13 protein-coding genes are annotated in these 16,903 nt (G+C 43.8%); 6 read left to right on the forward strand and 7 right to left on the reverse strand.

From position 1 onward, the window contains the following. Positions 1 to 109: 109 nt before the first annotated feature. The 5 genes from FAY33_RS10755 to FAY33_RS10775 all read right to left on the reverse strand — a co-directional run bounded on the left by FAY33_RS10755 (position 110) and on the right by FAY33_RS10775 (position 7,772). Positions 110 to 1,090 carry an ABC transporter permease gene (locus FAY33_RS10755; protein ID WP_143321231.1) on the reverse strand — a complete coding sequence of 327 codons (981 nt, stop codon included), beginning with the start codon at positions 1,088 to 1,090 and terminating at the stop codon, positions 110 to 112. A gap of 14 nt (positions 1,091 to 1,104) precedes the next feature. After that, entirely contained in the window at positions 1,105 to 2,205 is a 1,101-nt protein-coding gene (locus FAY33_RS10760; RefSeq protein ID WP_143321232.1) for an ABC transporter permease, read from the reverse strand. Then, a complete protein-coding gene (locus FAY33_RS10765) occupies positions 2,202 to 3,746 on the reverse strand; it encodes an ABC transporter ATP-binding protein (protein WP_347562683.1) in 1,545 nt (514 codons plus the stop codon). Before FAY33_RS10765 ends, FAY33_RS10760 begins: the two co-directional genes overlap by 4 nt. Before the next feature lie 95 nt (positions 3,747 to 3,841). After that, the gene (locus FAY33_RS10770; RefSeq protein WP_143321234.1) at positions 3,842 to 5,101 is read right to left on the reverse strand and encodes a BMP family ABC transporter substrate-binding protein; all 1,260 of its coding nucleotides are present in this window, start codon (positions 5,099 to 5,101) and stop codon (positions 3,842 to 3,844) included. A gap of 307 nt (positions 5,102 to 5,408) precedes the next feature. After that, entirely contained in the window at positions 5,409 to 7,772 is a 2,364-nt protein-coding gene (locus FAY33_RS10775) for a right-handed parallel beta-helix repeat-containing protein (RefSeq protein ID WP_143321235.1), read from the reverse strand. A gap of 322 nt (positions 7,773 to 8,094) precedes the next feature. Here FAY33_RS10775 and FAY33_RS10780 point away from each other — a divergent pair, with 322 nt between their 5' ends. The 6 genes from FAY33_RS10780 to FAY33_RS10805 all read left to right on the forward strand — a co-directional run bounded on the left by FAY33_RS10780 (position 8,095) and on the right by FAY33_RS10805 (position 14,763). Then, positions 8,095 to 9,696: a CTP synthase gene (locus FAY33_RS10780; protein ID WP_143321236.1), complete on the forward strand. Its 1,602-nt coding sequence runs from the start codon at positions 8,095 to 8,097 to the stop codon at positions 9,694 to 9,696. 210 nt (positions 9,697 to 9,906) lie between these two features. Beyond that, positions 9,907 to 11,088: an ABC transporter substrate-binding protein gene (locus tag FAY33_RS10785; RefSeq protein WP_143321237.1), complete on the forward strand. Its 1,182-nt coding sequence runs from the start codon at positions 9,907 to 9,909 to the stop codon at positions 11,086 to 11,088. A gap of 119 nt (positions 11,089 to 11,207) precedes the next feature. Continuing rightward, entirely contained in the window at positions 11,208 to 12,089 is an 882-nt protein-coding gene (locus FAY33_RS10790) for a branched-chain amino acid ABC transporter permease (protein ID WP_143321238.1), read from the forward strand. Between the two features lie 10 nt (positions 12,090 to 12,099). Then, a complete protein-coding gene (locus FAY33_RS10795) occupies positions 12,100 to 13,203 on the forward strand; it encodes a branched-chain amino acid ABC transporter permease (protein WP_143321239.1) in 1,104 nt (367 codons plus the stop codon). Continuing rightward, positions 13,200 to 14,066, forward strand: a complete 867-nt coding sequence (locus FAY33_RS10800) for an ABC transporter ATP-binding protein (RefSeq protein ID WP_143321240.1) — start codon at positions 13,200 to 13,202, stop codon at positions 14,064 to 14,066. Before FAY33_RS10795 ends, FAY33_RS10800 begins: the two co-directional genes overlap by 4 nt. Continuing rightward, complete coding sequence (locus FAY33_RS10805; RefSeq protein ID WP_143321241.1) at positions 14,053 to 14,763, forward strand: ABC transporter ATP-binding protein; 711 nt, start codon at positions 14,053 to 14,055, stop codon at positions 14,761 to 14,763. The genes FAY33_RS10800 and FAY33_RS10805 overlap by 14 nt, the downstream gene beginning before the upstream one ends. An 84-nt stretch (positions 14,764 to 14,847) precedes the next feature. On the opposite strand, the gene FAY33_RS10810 is transcribed toward FAY33_RS10805, so the two are convergent. Next, a complete protein-coding gene (locus FAY33_RS10810) occupies positions 14,848 to 15,891 on the reverse strand; it encodes a C40 family peptidase (protein ID WP_143321242.1) in 1,044 nt (347 codons plus the stop codon). Between the two features lie 71 nt (positions 15,892 to 15,962). Continuing rightward, the gene (locus FAY33_RS10815; protein ID WP_143321243.1) at positions 15,963 to 16,901 is read right to left on the reverse strand and encodes a bifunctional riboflavin kinase/FAD synthetase; all 939 of its coding nucleotides are present in this window, start codon (positions 16,899 to 16,901) and stop codon (positions 15,963 to 15,965) included. Between the last annotated feature and the right edge of the window lie 2 nt (positions 16,902 to 16,903).

Below are 16,903 nucleotides of genomic sequence, written 5' to 3' on the forward strand. Positions count from 1 at the left end.
TACCCATTCTATATCTCTATCATTATAGTGTCAGTCTCTCCATAAATCAAGAAAAGAATTATAAAATCCTTATAAACAGCCGGACTGGTTTAATTTCTCAGTAATGGTTTTACCGGTCTTCCCGGAAATATGGCTGACCCAGACTTTCCGGTGGCTGGTGCTCTCTTTTTTTCCTTAAACTGGAAATAATTAATACGATTATGGTAACAACATAAGGCAATGCCTTAAATAATTCCTGTGACCCACGGCTTAAGCCGGGAATGTATAAATAAAGAATATACAACCCGCCAAACAGCAGAGAACCCCAGATGGCTCCCACTGGTTTCCAGAGTGCAAATATAACCAGGGCAATTGCCAGCCAGCCTCTGTCACCAAAACCATTATTTGTCCAGGTTCCTCCCGAGTATTCCATAACGAAGTACAGTCCGCCCAGTCCGCTTAATCCACCGCCAACGCATGTGGCTAAATATTTATATGCAGTTACAGGAATGCCAGCCGCATCTGCTGTTGCAGGGCTTTCCCCTACTGCTCTCAAATTAAGTCCCTTTCTCGTTCTATTTAAGAAAAAGCCAAGTGCTATGGCAAGAATGATTCCAAGGTAAGTCAAAAATCCATAAGAAAATAATGCCTGTCCCAAAGCTCCCAGTCTGGAAAGACCTGGAATAGGTCTTTTAAATGCTTCTCCTGTGACAGCAACGGAAATCTGTCCCACTCCGCCTGCCAGTTTTGATAAGGAACCTCCGAAGAAGTTGCCGAATCCAACACCAAAGGTCGTCAGCGCAAGCCCGGTAACGTTCTGGTTTGCCTTTAAGGTTATGGTCAGAATGCTGTAAATCAGACCTCCGAATGCGGCGCAGAGAAAGGCACAGAGAAAGGATATTAAAACTCCTGCAAATCCATTTGGCGCTGCTGCAGAATTTTCATATAAAAATGCACCAATCAGTCCTGCAATGCCGCCCATATACATCATACCCGGAATTCCCAAATTTAAATTACCGGATTTTTCCGTCAGGATTTCTCCAAGCGCACCGTATAAGATGCCAATTCCCTGACCAATGACTTTCTGAATAAATATAACCAAAAATTCCATGGTGGTTCTCCTCTCTATTCTGCAGTAGACCGTTTGCCGACCCGGAATCTGACCTTATAATCAATAAAGAATTCACAACCCAGAATGAAAAACAGAATGATTCCTGTGATGACATCAGAAGCATTTTCATTCAAATTAAACTGGGATGCGATCTGCCCCGCACCTTTTTGCATAAACACAAGGAAAAAGGAGACTAAAATCATGGCAAATGGATTAAATTTACTGAGCCAGGATACGATAATTGCTGTGAAACCGCGTCCTCCTGCAGTGCTGGTTGAAATCGTATGGCTGGCACCGCTTACAATAATAAACCCGGCAATTCCGCATAAGGCACCTGACAGGGCAACGGTCCTCATAATTACTTTTTTCACATTGATTCCGGCGTAACGTGCTGTATTGCCGCTCTCTCCCACTACAGAAATCTCGTATCCCTGTTTGCTGCTTTTTAAGTAGAAAAACATGGCAATTGCCAATCCCAACACAATTACCAAATTCCAGCCGTATTCCAGACCAAACAGTTTTGGAAGCCAGCCGCCTTTGGTTGCGGAGTTAATGGTTCCCACTGAATTGGAACCTTTGGGATTTTCCCAAAAAATGATTCCAAAGGTAATCACCTGCATGGCAACATAATTCATCATCAAGGTAAACAACGTCTCATTGGTATCCCAGTATGCCTTGAAAAATGCAGGAATAAATGCCCATATCATGGCTGCAGCAGCACTTCCCAAAAACATGAGGGGAAACAAAATGAGCGGAGGAAGGGTATTTCCAAAATAAATCATCATGGCTGCAGAAGTCACTCCTCCGATGAGTACCTGTCCTTCTGCTCCGATATTCCAGAATCTCATTTTAAATGCAGGGGTAATTCCTACTGCAATACAAAGAAGAACCAGGGTATCCCGGACTGTCATCCAGATTCTACGCCTGGTGCCAATGGCACCTTCTACAATCCCTTTATAAACTTCCAGGGGATTTAATCCCGTCAGTGCTACGATTACTCCTGCACAGACCACCAGAGACAGAAATACCCCCAAAAGGCGGATGACCCATGCGTTCGCCGGTTTTATGGATTCCCGCTTTGCCACCTGGAAAAGCGGTTCTTTTCCCTTTCTCATTCCTGCTTTCCTCCTGTTTTCATCATCAGTTTTCCGATTTCTTCTTTTGTAGCTGTTCTTCCGTCCACAATGCCGCTGATGGTTCCGCCGCACATGACAAGAATGCGGTCACATAATTCCATCAGCACATCCAGATCTTCTCCTACACAGATTACAGCGGTTCCCCGTTTCTTCTGCTCATTGAGAAGATTGTAAATGGTATGGGAGGAATGGATGTCCAGCCCCCGGACCGGATATGCTACCAGAAGAACGGCAGGAGCCGATGCAATCTCACGTCCCACCAGCACCTTCTGTACATTTCCACCGGAGAGTTTTCTTACTGGAATGGCAGTTCCTGGTGTGGCAATTCCCAACTCCTGAATCAGCTTCTCCGCAAGCTGTTTTGGCGATCTTCTGTCTGCAAAGAAAGAACGTCCCCGTTTATAACTTCTCAGCATAATATTATCTGTTAAATCCATGGTTCCCACAAGTCCCATTCCAAGACGGTCCTCCGGTACAAAGGACAGGCGGACTCCCGCTTTTGCAATGTCCGTGGCACTCATCTCCGTCAGTTCCCGTTCTCCCCCTTCGGGTGGGTAATAAACGGCAGAACCAGAAGCGGCAGGCATTAAACCTGCAATGGCTTCCAGCAGTTCTCTCTGTCCGCTTCCAGCCACACCAGCAATTCCAAGAATCTCTCCGCCGTTGGCAGTAAATTCTGCATGATCAAGCGTTTTTACTCCTTCATTGCTGATGCAGGTAAGCCCTTTTACATCCAGACGTTTCACTGGTGAAACCGGATCAGGGCGTTCGATGTTTAAGGCAACTTTCTTTCCCACCATCATCTCTGTCAGAGATTCTTCGGTTGCATCTCTGGTATCAATGGTCCCGATATATTCCCCTTTCCGAAGAACGGACACACGGTCGGACAGAGACAGGACTTCCTGAAGCTTATGTGTGATGATGATGATGGAATGGCCTGCTTTGCGCATGTTCCGCAAAACGGTAAATAAACGGTCCGCTTCCTGAGGAGTTAAAACAGCCGTAGGCTCGTCTAAGATCAGAATATCCACACCCCGGTATAAAAGCTTTACGATCTCAACGGTCTGCTTTTGGGAAACGGACATGGAATAAATCTTCTGGTCCGGATCTAAGTCAAATCCATACCGGTCTGTCAATTCCTTTATTTTCTCCGTAACAGCCTTTCGGTCAAGCAGCTCTTTCCCAGGCAATCCAAGAATAATATTCTCGGCTGCTGTAAACACATCCACCAGTTTAAAATGCTGATGAATCATACCAATTCCAAGATCAAAGGAATCTTTGGGAGAGCGTATGGACACCTCTTTTCCATTCACGCTAATCTGTCCTTCATCAGGGAAATAAATTCCTGAGATCATATTCATAAGCGTGGTCTTTCCACTTCCGTTTTCACCCAGAATCGAAAGAATCTCTCCCTTTTTCACAGAAAGGCAGACCTTGTCATTGGCAATGACGTTGCCAAAGTGTTTGGTAATATTTTTCAGTTCAATGGCGTAATTTTCGTTCACCGGGGTAACCTCCATTTTTTCCTGTGTTTTCCATCCATATTATAATAGGAAAAAGCGGGGCCAGAATTCCTGGCGCCGCTTTTCAGTCTGACTCATCTCCGTCTGAGCATTTATTTGTCAATGGTTGTAATACCATCAATCAAAATATCAAATGCCGGTGCAGAACCGTATTCAGACTCATGGAAATATCCATCAGAGACATATTCCACATCACTTCCATCTTTTTTATAGGTTTCCAGCTTCTTGCCGTCTACGGTAAAAGTAGAGGTATCAAATACATGAAGGGTTCCTGCTGTTATAGCTTCTTCCACTTCTGCTACCTTTTCCTCGGTTCCTGGAACGACTACATTTTTATTCAGTTCTGTAATAGAAACTGCCCCGTCTTTGTAACCCTGACACCAGTCCGTGTCAATGGCAGTTCCATCAATCACACTCTGAACAGCGTAGGTTACATAAGGTGCCCAGTTGATGGAGGCAGATGTAAGTGCTGTCTTAGGTGCAGTTGCAATCATGGAAATATTATAGCCTACATCAGGAACACCGGCTGCCTCACAGGCAACAGGAGCGCCTGTTGTATCTGCATGCTGGCTGATCAGTACACAGCCATTGGAAATCAGCGCATCAGCGGCTTCCTTTTCCAGATCAAAACTTCCCCAGCTATTGGTAAACTTCACTTCCATGGTTGCCTGAGGGCATACAGAACGAACGCCCAGGAAAAAGGAAGTATAACCGCTGATTACCTCAGCGTAAGGATAAGCTCCCACATATCCGATCTTTACGGCATCTTCTTTTACTTTGCCTTCTTCGATCATCTGATTTAACTTAAGACCGGCTACCACACCGGAAACATAACGGGATTCATATACATTGGTAAAATAATTGTGCATGTTACTCAGACCGCTTGATTTTGCCTGAAAACCAGTTGCATGACAAAACTGTACATCAGGATATTCTTTGGCAGCCTCTATTATATAAGATTCATATCCAAAGCTGTTGGCAAAGATAATGTTACATCCCTGGTCTGCCAGATCCATAGCTGCATCTTTTGCTGTTTCATCTTCTGGTACATTCCACTTTACAATGACCTGATCATCAGAAAGTCCAAGAGCTTTCTTCATCTCCAGGGCACCATTGTAATGGGCAGCAGTATAACTTTCGTTCTCATCTCCGATGTAGATAAAGCCTGCCTTGATATTCTCTTTGGCAATGGGACCGTTTGGTTCACCGGCTTTTGCATTTTCGGATTCTGTTGCCTGATTCTCTGTTTTTTGTGTACCTGTAGCGGATGGGGAACCGGATTTACCGCAGGCGGTTAATGACAGGGCCATAATGCCTGCCAAAGCCAGACCAACCAACTTCTTTGTTTTCATAACCTAATCCTCCTCGAACATGGGCATCAGTTGATTTTAAAATGCGCCAGATACTGCCTCTGGCATACCTGACGCAATTGTCAACTTTTTATGAATGATAAAAATTACACTACTCAGTATAACATTCTTTTAATGCTTGTCAATACGAATTATGTCATTTTTCCTGGTATTTTAGCAGCCCATTAGCCCCTTTAATCAGTGTTCATAAGCGTTGATTATAGCAGGATATATGACAGCGCCATTCTCCCCTTATTGTCTGACTTATTTTTAATTAATATACATATATCTGCCTTTTGTAAATCTTGTTTTATCTTGCTCCTGCATGGGCAGGTGCAAGAGGTGTCAGCGTGAGAAGACCATGTCTGTCAATAGATCCATCCTCCCGCCGTTGCGGTTCCCGTTTTGTATCCAGACTTTCAAACATATTTTTACGGATGACCTCTCCCCGGCTGTTGGCAGATTTACCGCCCTGGTACAGGTAGTTGCTCTCTGTATAAATCTGACCGGCTTCCTGTCCGTTTAAATCAATCTTTTCTTCCACATTGAGATATTTATCCCTAAATGAGATGATTCCTTCTGCCTTAAATCCTGTTTTGGTTCCCTTATTGCCATATAGTGCAACGTTGGCACCTTCATTGTTATAGGATATGGAATTGTATACTTCAATATCCGGGCAGGAGTTGGAATCAATTCCCTTGGCTTTGTTTTCATAAGAAATACTGTTTTTTAACACATGATGTCCGGATAATCCGGAACCGCCCATCTTAAAACCGTTTCCATTACCGGCATCAATGACTTTGCCGTCCCGGATAATGTATCCGTTTTTATATGCCACACAGTTTTCAATGGTAACAGCACCAATGGTTCCGCTTCCTACCTTTGCAAAGAAATCCCAGCCGTCATCGGCATTATAACTGGCAATACAGCCATCAAACACATTGCCTTCCCCGCAAGTCAGCTTTGCCGCAAATCCATCGGCATCTTCCATGGCTGCATCAGAATTGTTGTAAGAATTACAGTTCTTAATTAAATTATAAGAAGGCCATTTTTCAAAAGATTCCGCTGAGGTTCCGCTGATCTGGATTCCAGTATTTCCATTGTGATGGGAATTCACCAGTTCAACGATATTATGACTGCCTGCAACCTGTAAACCTGCTTTTAAATCCCTTGTTCTGGTGATGTCAATATTTTTCAGATGCCAGTAATTTCCCCATAACTGAACGCCGGTTCCCTGTTCCTGGAAATCAAATACAGCACGTCCCTGTTTTGCAGGATCGGTTTCTAATGTAATCATATTGTCAGCGGTTCCGTTAATTCCACGCTCTATAATCAGCTCTCCTAAGGAATAAGTTCCAGGCGCAAGGTAGATCTTTTGTCCAGGTTTTGCATACTTTACAACTTCTGAAATGGACAGAGGTTCTTCACTGGTTCCTTTTCCTTCTGCAGTTCCCTCTGGAGATACATAAATAACATCATCAGGGTAAGACTTGTAAATAACCGTTTTTTCTACTGCTTTTGTGGTATAGGAACTGAGTTTTGTAAAAGCAGCCGGCTCATAAGAACCAGAAGGAGTAAAGATCATGGTAACCTTATTCTCTCCGTTATTAAGATATAAAGGCTGAACCACCTCTTCTCCTGCCTTTACCTTTCTGGAAGGCATGGACAGCTTATTGAGCTTTGGTGTCACCCAGCCATCTGCATTTGCCTTAAATACGGTCTCATAGGTGCCTGTTGCAGAGCTGGAAGCGGAAGTGATCTGGTAGTCCGGTTCCACATAAGTAATTGGATGAGCCATTGCCGGAGGATCGGTCTTTTTATCTGTCACTGTAAATTCTATATTGGAAAATGTAGCATTACAGCCTCTTGCCACGGCAAATCCCACATAAATATGATCTTTGTCAATCTGACATAAAGGGTCCGGCATGCCGTCAAAATAATAAACCTGTTCCACATTCTCTCCTTTTTTGTTGATGTAGGAAACGTGGTATCCGGTATTGGTTCTTTTTAATGCCATTGTATAGGTTTCTCCTGCCTTCACCAGCCTTGATGGATCAAGGGCGCCATCCTGGACTGTAAAACTTTTTCTTGCAGGCGCTTTATCCGTGGAAGCAATTCCTGTGAAAAAACGATACCCCAACCCGTCTTTTAAGGTTTTTGTATCGCCCTCCTGGGTATTATAATTTAGTTTGGTGCCTATGGCTGCCATGGAATTGGTATAAAAAGCTTTGTTGCTTACTTTATCTTCTCCAATGCTGTCTCTTGCCAATAAAGCAAATCCCTCCTGACCATCTGGAGATGGATTGATATAATTTATGGTTACATCTGCTTTTAAGGAGAAATTCTCTTTTTTAGGATCAATGGTTGTATAATAATAGGATATTCCATCGTAACCATCGGTGGATACGAATTTCCCCCCCTTTTTATCAATACTGCCATCTTCCCTGATGGAGCAGGAAGTAAGATCAACCCCTGTTTCAATGGAACTTCCTTCCTTCATGGTATTAATACTTTTGTTCGTCGAGGTTCCGAAGAAAGTAAAGTTCCACTCTTTTTTATTCCCCTCCGCCGTGGGTTCCGGTGCTGACGCCCAGGCAGAGCTATTCGTTGCTGCAAGTGTTACCCCACACAAACAGCATAGAGCCAGGACTTTTTTTAAACTGTGTTTTCTCATTTTAATCCCCCTTTTTTAATTATATAGGTAATTTTTTTTGTTGATACATTGATGTAAGCGCTTACATTGTGCAACATATCCTATTTTAGCACATTTAATTGGGTTTTTCAATACAATATACCTAACACATTTCTATTTATTGTGTTTTTATCTGTTTTTATTATCTTATTTAAAGGTAAAGTATAATTTTTGCACAAAATCTTTTCTAGACTTTACTATCTTAGTTTTTTTTTTTAATACTGGATTTTTCTTTTATTTAGATGTATAATACTTTTTTTGAAAACATCCCCATACCATCACCACAGAAGGAGGTTACACTGTTATGTCAGTGAAATACGTATTTGTCACCGGAGGCGTCGTATCCGGACTTGGCAAAGGTATTACCGCAGCATCGCTTGGACGGCTGTTGAAAGCCAGAGGCTACAAAGTCACCATGCAAAAATTCGATCCCTATATCAATATTGATCCAGGTACCATGAACCCGGTTCAGCATGGAGAAGTTTTCGTCACGGAAGATGGAGTAGAAACAGACCTTGACCTTGGTCACTACGAGCGTTTTATTGATGAAAATCTGACCCAGAATTCTAACGTTACAACCGGTAAGGTTTATTGGACCGTATTAACCCGTGAACGGCGGGGAGATTTCGGGGGAGGCACCGTACAGGTTATCCCTCATATTACAGACGAAATAAAGAGCCGTTTTCACTGCAACCACAACTCCTCTGAAACAGAGATTGCTATTATAGAGGTAGGCGGAACAGTGGGCGACATAGAAAGCCAGCCTTTTTTAGAAGCAATCCGCCAATTCCAACATGAAGTAGGCCACGAAAATGCCATTCTCATTCACGTGACCCTGGTTCCATATCTAAAAGTTTCCGGAGAACTGAAAACCAAACCAACCCAGTCCAGTGTAAAAGATCTCCAGGGAATGGGAATCCAGCCCGACATCATTGTATGCCGTTCCGAACTGCCCCTTGATGACGGAATCAGAAGCAAAATCGCACAATTCTGCAATGTCCCCAAATCGAATGTAATCCAGAACCTGGATGTGGAAGTCTTATACGAGCTTCCATTAGTAATGGAAGAAGAACATCTGGCACAGGTTGCCTGTGAACGTTTAAAACTGCCATGCCCCGAGCCGGATTTAACCGAGTGGTGTGCCATGATTAACAACTGGAAACATCCAGAAAAAGAAGTAACCATTGCTTTAGTAGGAAAATACATCCAGCTTCATGACGCTTACATCTCTGTGGTCGAAGCATTGAAACACGGCGGCGTACACAACCGGACAAGCGTAAACATTAAATGGATCGACTCCGAACTGGTTACCGACAGCAATGCAGAAGAATATTTCCATGATGTAAACGGAATTCTTGTTCCAGGCGGCTTTGGAAGCCGTGGAATTGAAGGAAAGATCTCTTCCATTCGATTTGCCCGTGAACATAACATTCCTTTCCTTGGCATATGCCTTGGCATGCAGATGGCAATCGTGGAATTCGCCCGCCATGTGGCTGGATTTTCTGATGCCCATACCGTGGAGCTTGATGAGAACACCACCCATCCGGTGATTCATCTGATGCCGGACCAGAACGATGTGGAAGATATCGGCGGCACTTTAAGGCTTGGCTCCTATCCCTGTATTCTTGACAAAACTTCCAAATCCTATGAAGTCTATGGGCAGGAACTGATTCATGAACGGCACAGACATCGTTATGAAGTGAATAACGACTTTAGAGAAGATCTGGTAAAGGCAGGAATGAAGCTTTCCGGCATCTCTCCTGACGGACGGATTGTGGAGATGGTGGAGATTCCAACCCATCCTTGGTTCATTGCCACTCAGGCTCATCCGGAATTTAAATCAAGACCAAACAGACCTCACCCACTGTTCCGGGATTTTATCCGGGCGGCTGCAGAAAACAAATAATATCCATACATTGAACGAAGGAGTTCAGGTTTCGGTAAAAAGAACCTGGCTCCTTTTTTATTGCATACTGCAGATGTTTCCTTTCATTTATTAATTTATTTCAATTTTTTCTTGCACTTTTTTCATCTTCTGCTATAATATAATGCAACGTGTGTCCACAGGAAAGACAGTTGTATTTGTTGGAGATACATATAAAGGAGGATATAGTTTATGAAATTAAAAAAGGTATTTGCGCTCACTCTTGCAGCTTGTCTGAGTGCCAGTCTTATTGTGGGATGCAGCAATTCAGGCTCTGGTACAGCATCAGAAAAAGGTGAGAAAATTATCAGGATTGGTGTCTTTGAACCAACCACCGGTGAAAATGGCGGAGGCGGTTTTCAGGAAGTTTTAGGTATACGGTATGCTAATAAGGTTCATCCAACTGTTAAGATCGGCGAGGAAGAATACACCGTTAAATTAGTGGAAGTAGATAACAAATCAGATAAGACAGAGGCAGTCAATGCTGCTCAGAAGCTTGTAAGCCAAAAAGTTTCTGTTGTTCTTGGCAGTTATGGTTCCGGAGTTTCCATTGCAGCGGGACAGATCTTTGCAGATGCCAAGATTCCTGCCATCGGTGCTTCCTGTACCAACCCTCAGGTAACCCAGGGCAATGACTATTACTTCCGTGTGTGCTTCCTGGATCCATTTCAGGGAACTGTAATGGCTAACTATGCCAATGACAACGGTGCAAAGAAAGCAGCCATTATCACCCAGCTTGGAGATGACTATTCCTCCGGTCTTGGTTCTTTCTTTAAGACTTCCTTTACAAAATTAGGGGGAAGCGTTGTCAGCGAAGAACAGTTCCAGACGAACCAGACAGATTTTAAAGCAATCCTTACTAATATTAAAGCTCAGAATCCTGACATCATTTTTGCACCATCTTCCATCACCACAGCACCGCTTATCATCAAGCAGGCACGTGAACTTGGAATTACTGCAACCATTGCTGCCGGAGATACCTGGGAAAACTCAACCATCATAGAAAACGCAGGTGCTTCTGCAGAAGGAATTGTCCTCTCCACCTTCTTTGATGAAGCTGCACCAGCGAACGATGAAGCTGCTTCCTTTGTTTCCGGATTCAAAACATATTTGAAAGAAGAGAAACAGGCTGAAATTATCCCGGCAGTTTCTGCCCTTAGCTATGACGCTTACTTAAGTGCCTTGAAAGCAATCGAAACAGCAGGTTCCACAGATGGAGCCGCTATCAAAGACGCATTAAAGGGTGTTACCATTGAAGGTGTAACCGGCTCCATCTCTTTTGATGAAAACGGGGATGCAAAAAAGGATATGGCATTTATAAAGACAGTCGAGGATGGAAAATTTAAATTCTTAACAACTACAACTGTAAAATAATCGGGTTAGCAGCAACATATAATATCACTGGATGAGTGGGGCGATTTACCTTCCCCACTTCTTCCATTTTTAACAGGAACTTTTATCACATACCTTACAGATAGGAGGCTTTACGCCACATGAGTTTTTCAACCTTTTTACAGCAGTGCCTGACTGGTATTTCCTTAGGCGGTGCTTACGCGCTCATAGCCATTGGCTATACTCTGGTTTACGGCATTCTTCGTCTTATTAATTTCGCCCACGGCGATATTTTTATGATGGCTGGTTACTTTATGATCTTTGCGATGGCAAGTTTCCCATGGTACATCTCCATTCCCCTGGTTTTAATTATAACCGTTGTTCTGGGCGTATCCATTGAGCGAATCGCTTACCGCCCTCTCCGTACAGCTCCCAGAATGTCTGTTATGATCTCTGCCATTGGTGTCTCTTACCTGCTGCAGAACCTGGCTACATATCTGTTTACAGCTTTGCCAAAGGGCTATCCAGAACTTCCGGTTTTAAAAAAGATCTATCAGATCGGCGGACTTTCTGCTTCATTTGTCACTTTTTTAACACCAGTTCTTACTTTGATCATTGTATATGTACTGATCACACTGATTAATAAAACAAAGATCGGTATGGCAATGCGTGCAGTTTCAAAAGATTATGACACCGCTTCCTTAATGGGAATTAAGATCAACCGCATTATCACTTTTACCTTTGCTGTAGGTTCTCTGCTGGCTGCTGTAGGATCTATTTTGTACTTCACAGACCGTATGACTGTTTTTCCCTTCTCTGGCTCTCTGCCGGGATTAAAATGCTTTGTGGCTGCTGTATTTGGCGGAATCGGAAGCATACCAGGTGCCGTCATCGGCGGTTTTATCCTGGGACTTGGGGAAACGGCTCTGGTCGCTATGGGGTATTCTACCTTTAGCGATGCGTTTACCTTTATTCTGTTAATTGTTATTCTTCTGATCAAACCTACGGGATTGTTCGGTGAGAAAACAACCGATAAAGTGTGAGGTGTCTTTTATGAAGAAAAAAGCAGTATCCAAAAACAAACTTTATACTCTGATTGCCCTTTTATTCCTCATCGGCATTCTGGGTATTTTACAGGCGAACAGCGGGAAATACAGCTATCAGATTTCCATTCTGGAAAGAAGTGCCATCTATGCGGTAGTTGCTGTTTCCATGAACCTTCTTACGGGATTTACCGGGCTGTTTTCCTTAGGTCAGGCAGGATTTATGGCAATTGGTGCCTATACTGTCGCCATCTTAACCATACCGGTTGATGACCGGGCAAGCGTTTACTATGTGCAGGGAATCGCACCTGGTCTTGCTTCCCTGCAATGTCCATTCTGGGTTGCCCTTATTATTGCAGGATTGATTTCAGCCGCCATTGCCGCACTGATTGGTATTCCGGTGCTCCGGTTAAAAAGTGATTACCTTGCCATTGCAACCCTTGGTTTTTCCGAGATTATCCGGGCTGTCATTGCAGCTCCCCAGCTGGATAAGATCACAAATGGTTCCTACGGTCTTAAAAATATTCCAGGCTTTCCAAACATTTTTGTTGCCTTTGGTTTATGTGCCCTCTGCATTCTTTTGATGGTTCTGCTGATTAATTCCTCTTATGGGCGGGCTTTTAAAGCTCTTCGGGAAGATGAGGTTGCAGCACAGGCAATGGGACTTAATTTATTCCGTTACAAAGAACTGGCATTTGTCATTTCCTCTTTCTTTACAGGAGTGGGCGGAGGTCTTCTGGCAATCTTTATGCGTTCCATTGATTCCAAAACCTTTTCCATTAACCTGACCTATGATATTTTGCTTATTGTTGTTCTTGGAGGAATCGGCAGCATAACAGGAAGCGTTATCGGAGCCTTTTTAGTAACAGCAGGAAGAGAATGGCTGCGTTTCTTTGATAATCCATTAATCATTGGAGGCGTTGATATTCCATTATTCCGTTCTGGTTTCCGTATGGTCATCTTCTCCATTCTTCTTATGGCAGTGGTACTCTTCTACCGCAGAGGTATTATGGGAAGCAATGAATTTTCATGGGAAGGACTTGGACGGCTGATCCGCAGCATTCCAGACCGGCTTAAGAAACGAGGAAAGCAGAAGGGAGAAAACGTATCATGACAACAGATGTTAAAAACCGGGCAAACGTCCTTCACATGCAGGATGTTACCATGCAGTTTGGTGGTGTTGTGGCTGTCAATGGTCTGACCCTTGATGTAAATGAAGGGGAAATCGTTGCCCTGATCGGACCCAACGGTGCTGGAAAAACTACTGCATTTAACTGTGTTACCGGTATCTACGAACCAACCTTTGGGCAGGTAGACTTTATGGGTGAAACCATTCTCTCCAACACTCCGAAAGGAAAGATGCAGAAGATGTATCTGGGAGAAATTCCTGCAAGACCAATTCCAGTAATCCGCAATTCTCCCGACAAAATCACACAAAAGGGAGTTGCCCGTACCTTTCAGAACATCCGGCTTTTTGGAGAGTTGACCGTTTTTGATAATGTTCTGATTGCAAAACATATGAGAGCAAAACAGAACGTATTGTCTGCCACTCTTCGTTTAAACTACAAGGAAGAACAGCGGATGAGGGCAGAAACCAATGCGCTTTTAGAAGAACAGAACCTGCTTCATTTAAAGGATGAAATCGCATCTTCTCTTCCTTATGGCTTACAGAGAAGACTGGAGATTGCCAGAGCGCTTGCTACAGAACCAAAGTTTCTGCTTCTGGATGAACCGGCTGCGGGAATGAATCCTCAGGAAACCCAGGAACTGACCGATTTCATCAAACAGATCCGGGATTCCTACCATCTCACTGTATTTATGATTGAGCATCATATGGATCTGGTTATGCAGATCTCGGACCGCATCTATGTACTGGATTTCGGAAAGCTGATTGCCCAGGGAACACCAGACGAGATTCAGAATAATGAACGGGTAATTGAAGCATATCTGGGGGTGAGCGACGATGCTGAAGATTGATAATTTAAGAGTGAATTACGGCGGTATTGAGGCTGTTAAGGGAATCTCTTTTGAGGTTCCGGATAAAAGTATTGTAACCTTAATCGGTGCCAACGGTGCAGGAAAAAGTACTACTCTGCGTTCTATCGTTGGGCTTGTAAAACCTTCTGCCGGAAGCAGTATTACCTTGGACGGGGAAGAGTTAATTGGAGTGGACACCACGGAAATCGTTGCCAAAGGAATCGCCCTGGTTCCAGAAGGACGTCATGTATTTCCAGATATGACCGTAATTGAGAATATTAAAATCGGTGCTTATTTAAGAAAAGACAGCCTGGAGGAAGATATCAACTGGGTCTACTCTCTTTTTCCACGGTTAAAGGAACGAAGCTGGCAGCTTTCCGGTACACTTTCCGGTGGAGAACAGCAGATGCTTGCTGTTGCAAGGGCATTGATGAGCCATCCAAGAATTCTAATGATGGATGAGCCTTCTCTTGGGCTTGCACCGCTGATTGTAAAGGATTTGTTCTCTATTATACGGGAGATTAATAAAAAGGGCGTTACGGTCCTGTTAATCGAACAGAATGCAAATATGGCACTCCACACAGCCGATATTGGATATGTGCTGGAAACTGGACGGGTTATCATGTCTGGAGCTGGAAAAGAGCTTCTGGCTGATGAATCTGTGAAAGCAGCTTATCTTGGAAAAAAGAAAAACTAAATGATAAAAGCAAAAAAGCCCTGGAAGAAAATTGGTATCTAATCAATTTTCTTCCAGGGCTTTTCTTTCCGCCAGGTTCCTCTTCTATGGAATCACCCGGCGGATGGTCACTGGTTTTCTGTAATTCCAGGTGGATATCTTGACTCCGCTTCTTCTGTTGGCAGCATGGACAATCTGACCTTTCCCAATATACATGGCTACATGGTCAATCTCGCGGCCGCTGGAATAAAACAGCAGATCTCCCGGTTCCATACTAGAGGCTGGAATTGCCTCACCTTCTCCTGCCTGCTGCCTGGAAGTCCGATCCAGACGGACGCCTGCTCCATGTTCCATGACATACTGAACAAAGCCGGAACAATCCGCTCCTGTATTCGGGTCAGTTCCTCCCCACCGGTAAGGTTTTCCTACAAACTTTACTGCATAATTTACAACCTGGGTTCGTATGTCATCATTTTTGACTGCCTCTGGTATGGTATATGCAATGGTCGCATATTCCGGTACAAACGCATAGGCAGCCTGTCCCTGATACTCAATCTTTGCCCAGCCGTCCTTTGCGGAAATGTACCGGTAGGTTTCTCCTTCATGAATTCTTCCTACAATTTCAGAATCCGTACCTGGCTGCCGGCGGACCCGGAGGGTATCGGTATCTACCCTGAGCATAAGCCGCATATCGTAATATGCCATGGCTCTTGCTTCTTTTCCGGTCGCTAAATATTTTCCATACACATAACCGGTTACCTGACCTGATTTTATTTTATACCAGCCATTTTCTTCCGACAGCACACTGGCTCCGGCATGGCTTTTCAGTTTCCCTACAATTTCCGCGCTATTCTTTGGTTCTTTTCTGATATTCAGAGAATCTTCCACGGTTGCTACTCCAAGATTTTTAAATATTGTGTGGAAAGTCCCATATCTCATTTTCTCCTGCGTAAGACTGGCCCCAGTCTGTTCTGACTTCTGTTTTACGGATTCCTGATACTCATCCATATAGACTTCCATACCGGCTACCGGAGTACCGGCAGTCACAGTCGTCGTCTTCCCTGCGGCCTGCACATCTGCTGCTCCTATCCATACGGCACTGCCGCATAAAAGGACGAAGCCCAGCATTTTCCATGCTTTATCAGTCATATGCACGTTCCTTCGCAAGTTATTAATTGTGAACCTGGCGGATCTACCGCCTTTTTCTTATATTTCGGTTCTTACTGCTCTGACAGTTGTTCCAGATACTGTTTTCCGTAATCCCTGTCTTTTTCTATTTGCACTTTTAACTGCTCCAATCCGTCAAATTTCCGTTCCGGACGGATGAAGTGCAATAGCTGTACTTCTATATTCTTTCCATAAATATCCTTATTTATACCATAAATGTAAGTTTCTATTCCTACAGGGGAATCTCCTTTTACCGTTGGCTTCTTCCCCAGGTTCGTAACCCCTCCATAATATGTGCCGTCAATATAAACTCTGGAGACGTATACCCCGAATGCAGGCAGATGTTTTTCCGGTTCGGGTATGATGTTGGCTGTGGGAAATCCCAGAACAGGCCCTCCTAAGTGGTTGCCGTGAACAACAACGCCATGAATAGCATACGCTTCTCCCAGAAGCTCATTTGCCTTTTCCATGTTCCCGGCATCCAGCAGTTCCCTAATATAGGTACTGCTGATATCCCTGTGATCATCCCTCTTTTTGGGTATCACAATCAGCTCATACCCATAACGGTCTTTCCACTGATATAAATGCTCTGCTTTTCCAGCGCCCTTATAGCCAAACGTACAGTCTGTTCCTACCACAATGGTTTTTGCATTCATCTGCCGGATCAATATATTTCTGACAAACTCCTCTGGCTCCATACGAGCCGTCTCATCTGTAAATGGGTATTCCACCAGATAATCAATTCCAATCTTCTCCAGATTGTTTTTTCTTTCCAGATTGGTAGTTATGACTCTCTGGGGACCGTTTGTTCCCAGAGAAAGAGGAGCCGTATCAAAGGTAAAAACCGCAATCTTATATCCTTTTTCTTTCTTTACTTCCGCCATCTTCTTTAACAGTTTCTGATGACCGATATGCCGTCCGTCAAATTTTCCTAACGTTACTACTGCCGGTTCTTCTATGTGAAATTCTCTGGTTCCGGTTATATACTCCATCT

The sequence above is a fragment of the Clostridium sp. HBUAS56010 genome, assembly GCF_007115105.1.
GTDB lineage: Bacteria > Bacillota > Clostridia > Lachnospirales > Lachnospiraceae > Lacrimispora.

What these genes read in the sequence shown, in the direction of transcription:
- FAY33_RS10755 (WP_143321231.1), bottom strand. Translation starts at nt 1,090, where the DNA reads ATGGAATTTTTGGTTATATTTATTCAGAAAGTCATTGGTCAGGGAATT.
- FAY33_RS10760 (WP_143321232.1), bottom strand. Translation starts at nt 2,205, where the DNA reads ATGAGAAAGGGAAAAGAACCGCTTTTCCAGGTGGCAAAGCGGGAATCC.
- FAY33_RS10765 (WP_347562683.1), bottom strand. Translation starts at nt 3,746, where the DNA reads ATGGAGGTTACCCCGGTGAACGAAAATTACGCCATTGAACTGAAAAAT.
- FAY33_RS10770 (WP_143321234.1), bottom strand. Translation starts at nt 5,101, where the DNA reads ATGAAAACAAAGAAGTTGGTTGGTCTGGCTTTGGCAGGCATTATGGCC.
- FAY33_RS10775 (WP_143321235.1), bottom strand. Translation starts at nt 7,772, where the DNA reads ATGAGAAAACACAGTTTAAAAAAAGTCCTGGCTCTATGCTGTTTGTGT.
- FAY33_RS10780 (WP_143321236.1), top strand. Translation starts at nt 8,095, where the DNA reads ATGTCAGTGAAATACGTATTTGTCACCGGAGGCGTCGTATCCGGACTT.
- FAY33_RS10785 (WP_143321237.1), top strand. Translation starts at nt 9,907, where the DNA reads ATGAAATTAAAAAAGGTATTTGCGCTCACTCTTGCAGCTTGTCTGAGT.
- FAY33_RS10790 (WP_143321238.1), top strand. Translation starts at nt 11,208, where the DNA reads ATGAGTTTTTCAACCTTTTTACAGCAGTGCCTGACTGGTATTTCCTTA.
- FAY33_RS10795 (WP_143321239.1), top strand. Translation starts at nt 12,100, where the DNA reads ATGAAGAAAAAAGCAGTATCCAAAAACAAACTTTATACTCTGATTGCC.
- FAY33_RS10800 (WP_143321240.1), top strand. Translation starts at nt 13,200, where the DNA reads ATGACAACAGATGTTAAAAACCGGGCAAACGTCCTTCACATGCAGGAT.
- FAY33_RS10805 (WP_143321241.1), top strand. Translation starts at nt 14,053, where the DNA reads ATGCTGAAGATTGATAATTTAAGAGTGAATTACGGCGGTATTGAGGCT.
- FAY33_RS10810 (WP_143321242.1), bottom strand. Translation starts at nt 15,891, where the DNA reads ATGACTGATAAAGCATGGAAAATGCTGGGCTTCGTCCTTTTATGCGGC.
- FAY33_RS10815 (WP_143321243.1), bottom strand. Translation starts at nt 16,901, where the DNA reads ATGGAGTATATAACCGGAACCAGAGAATTTCACATAGAAGAACCGGCA.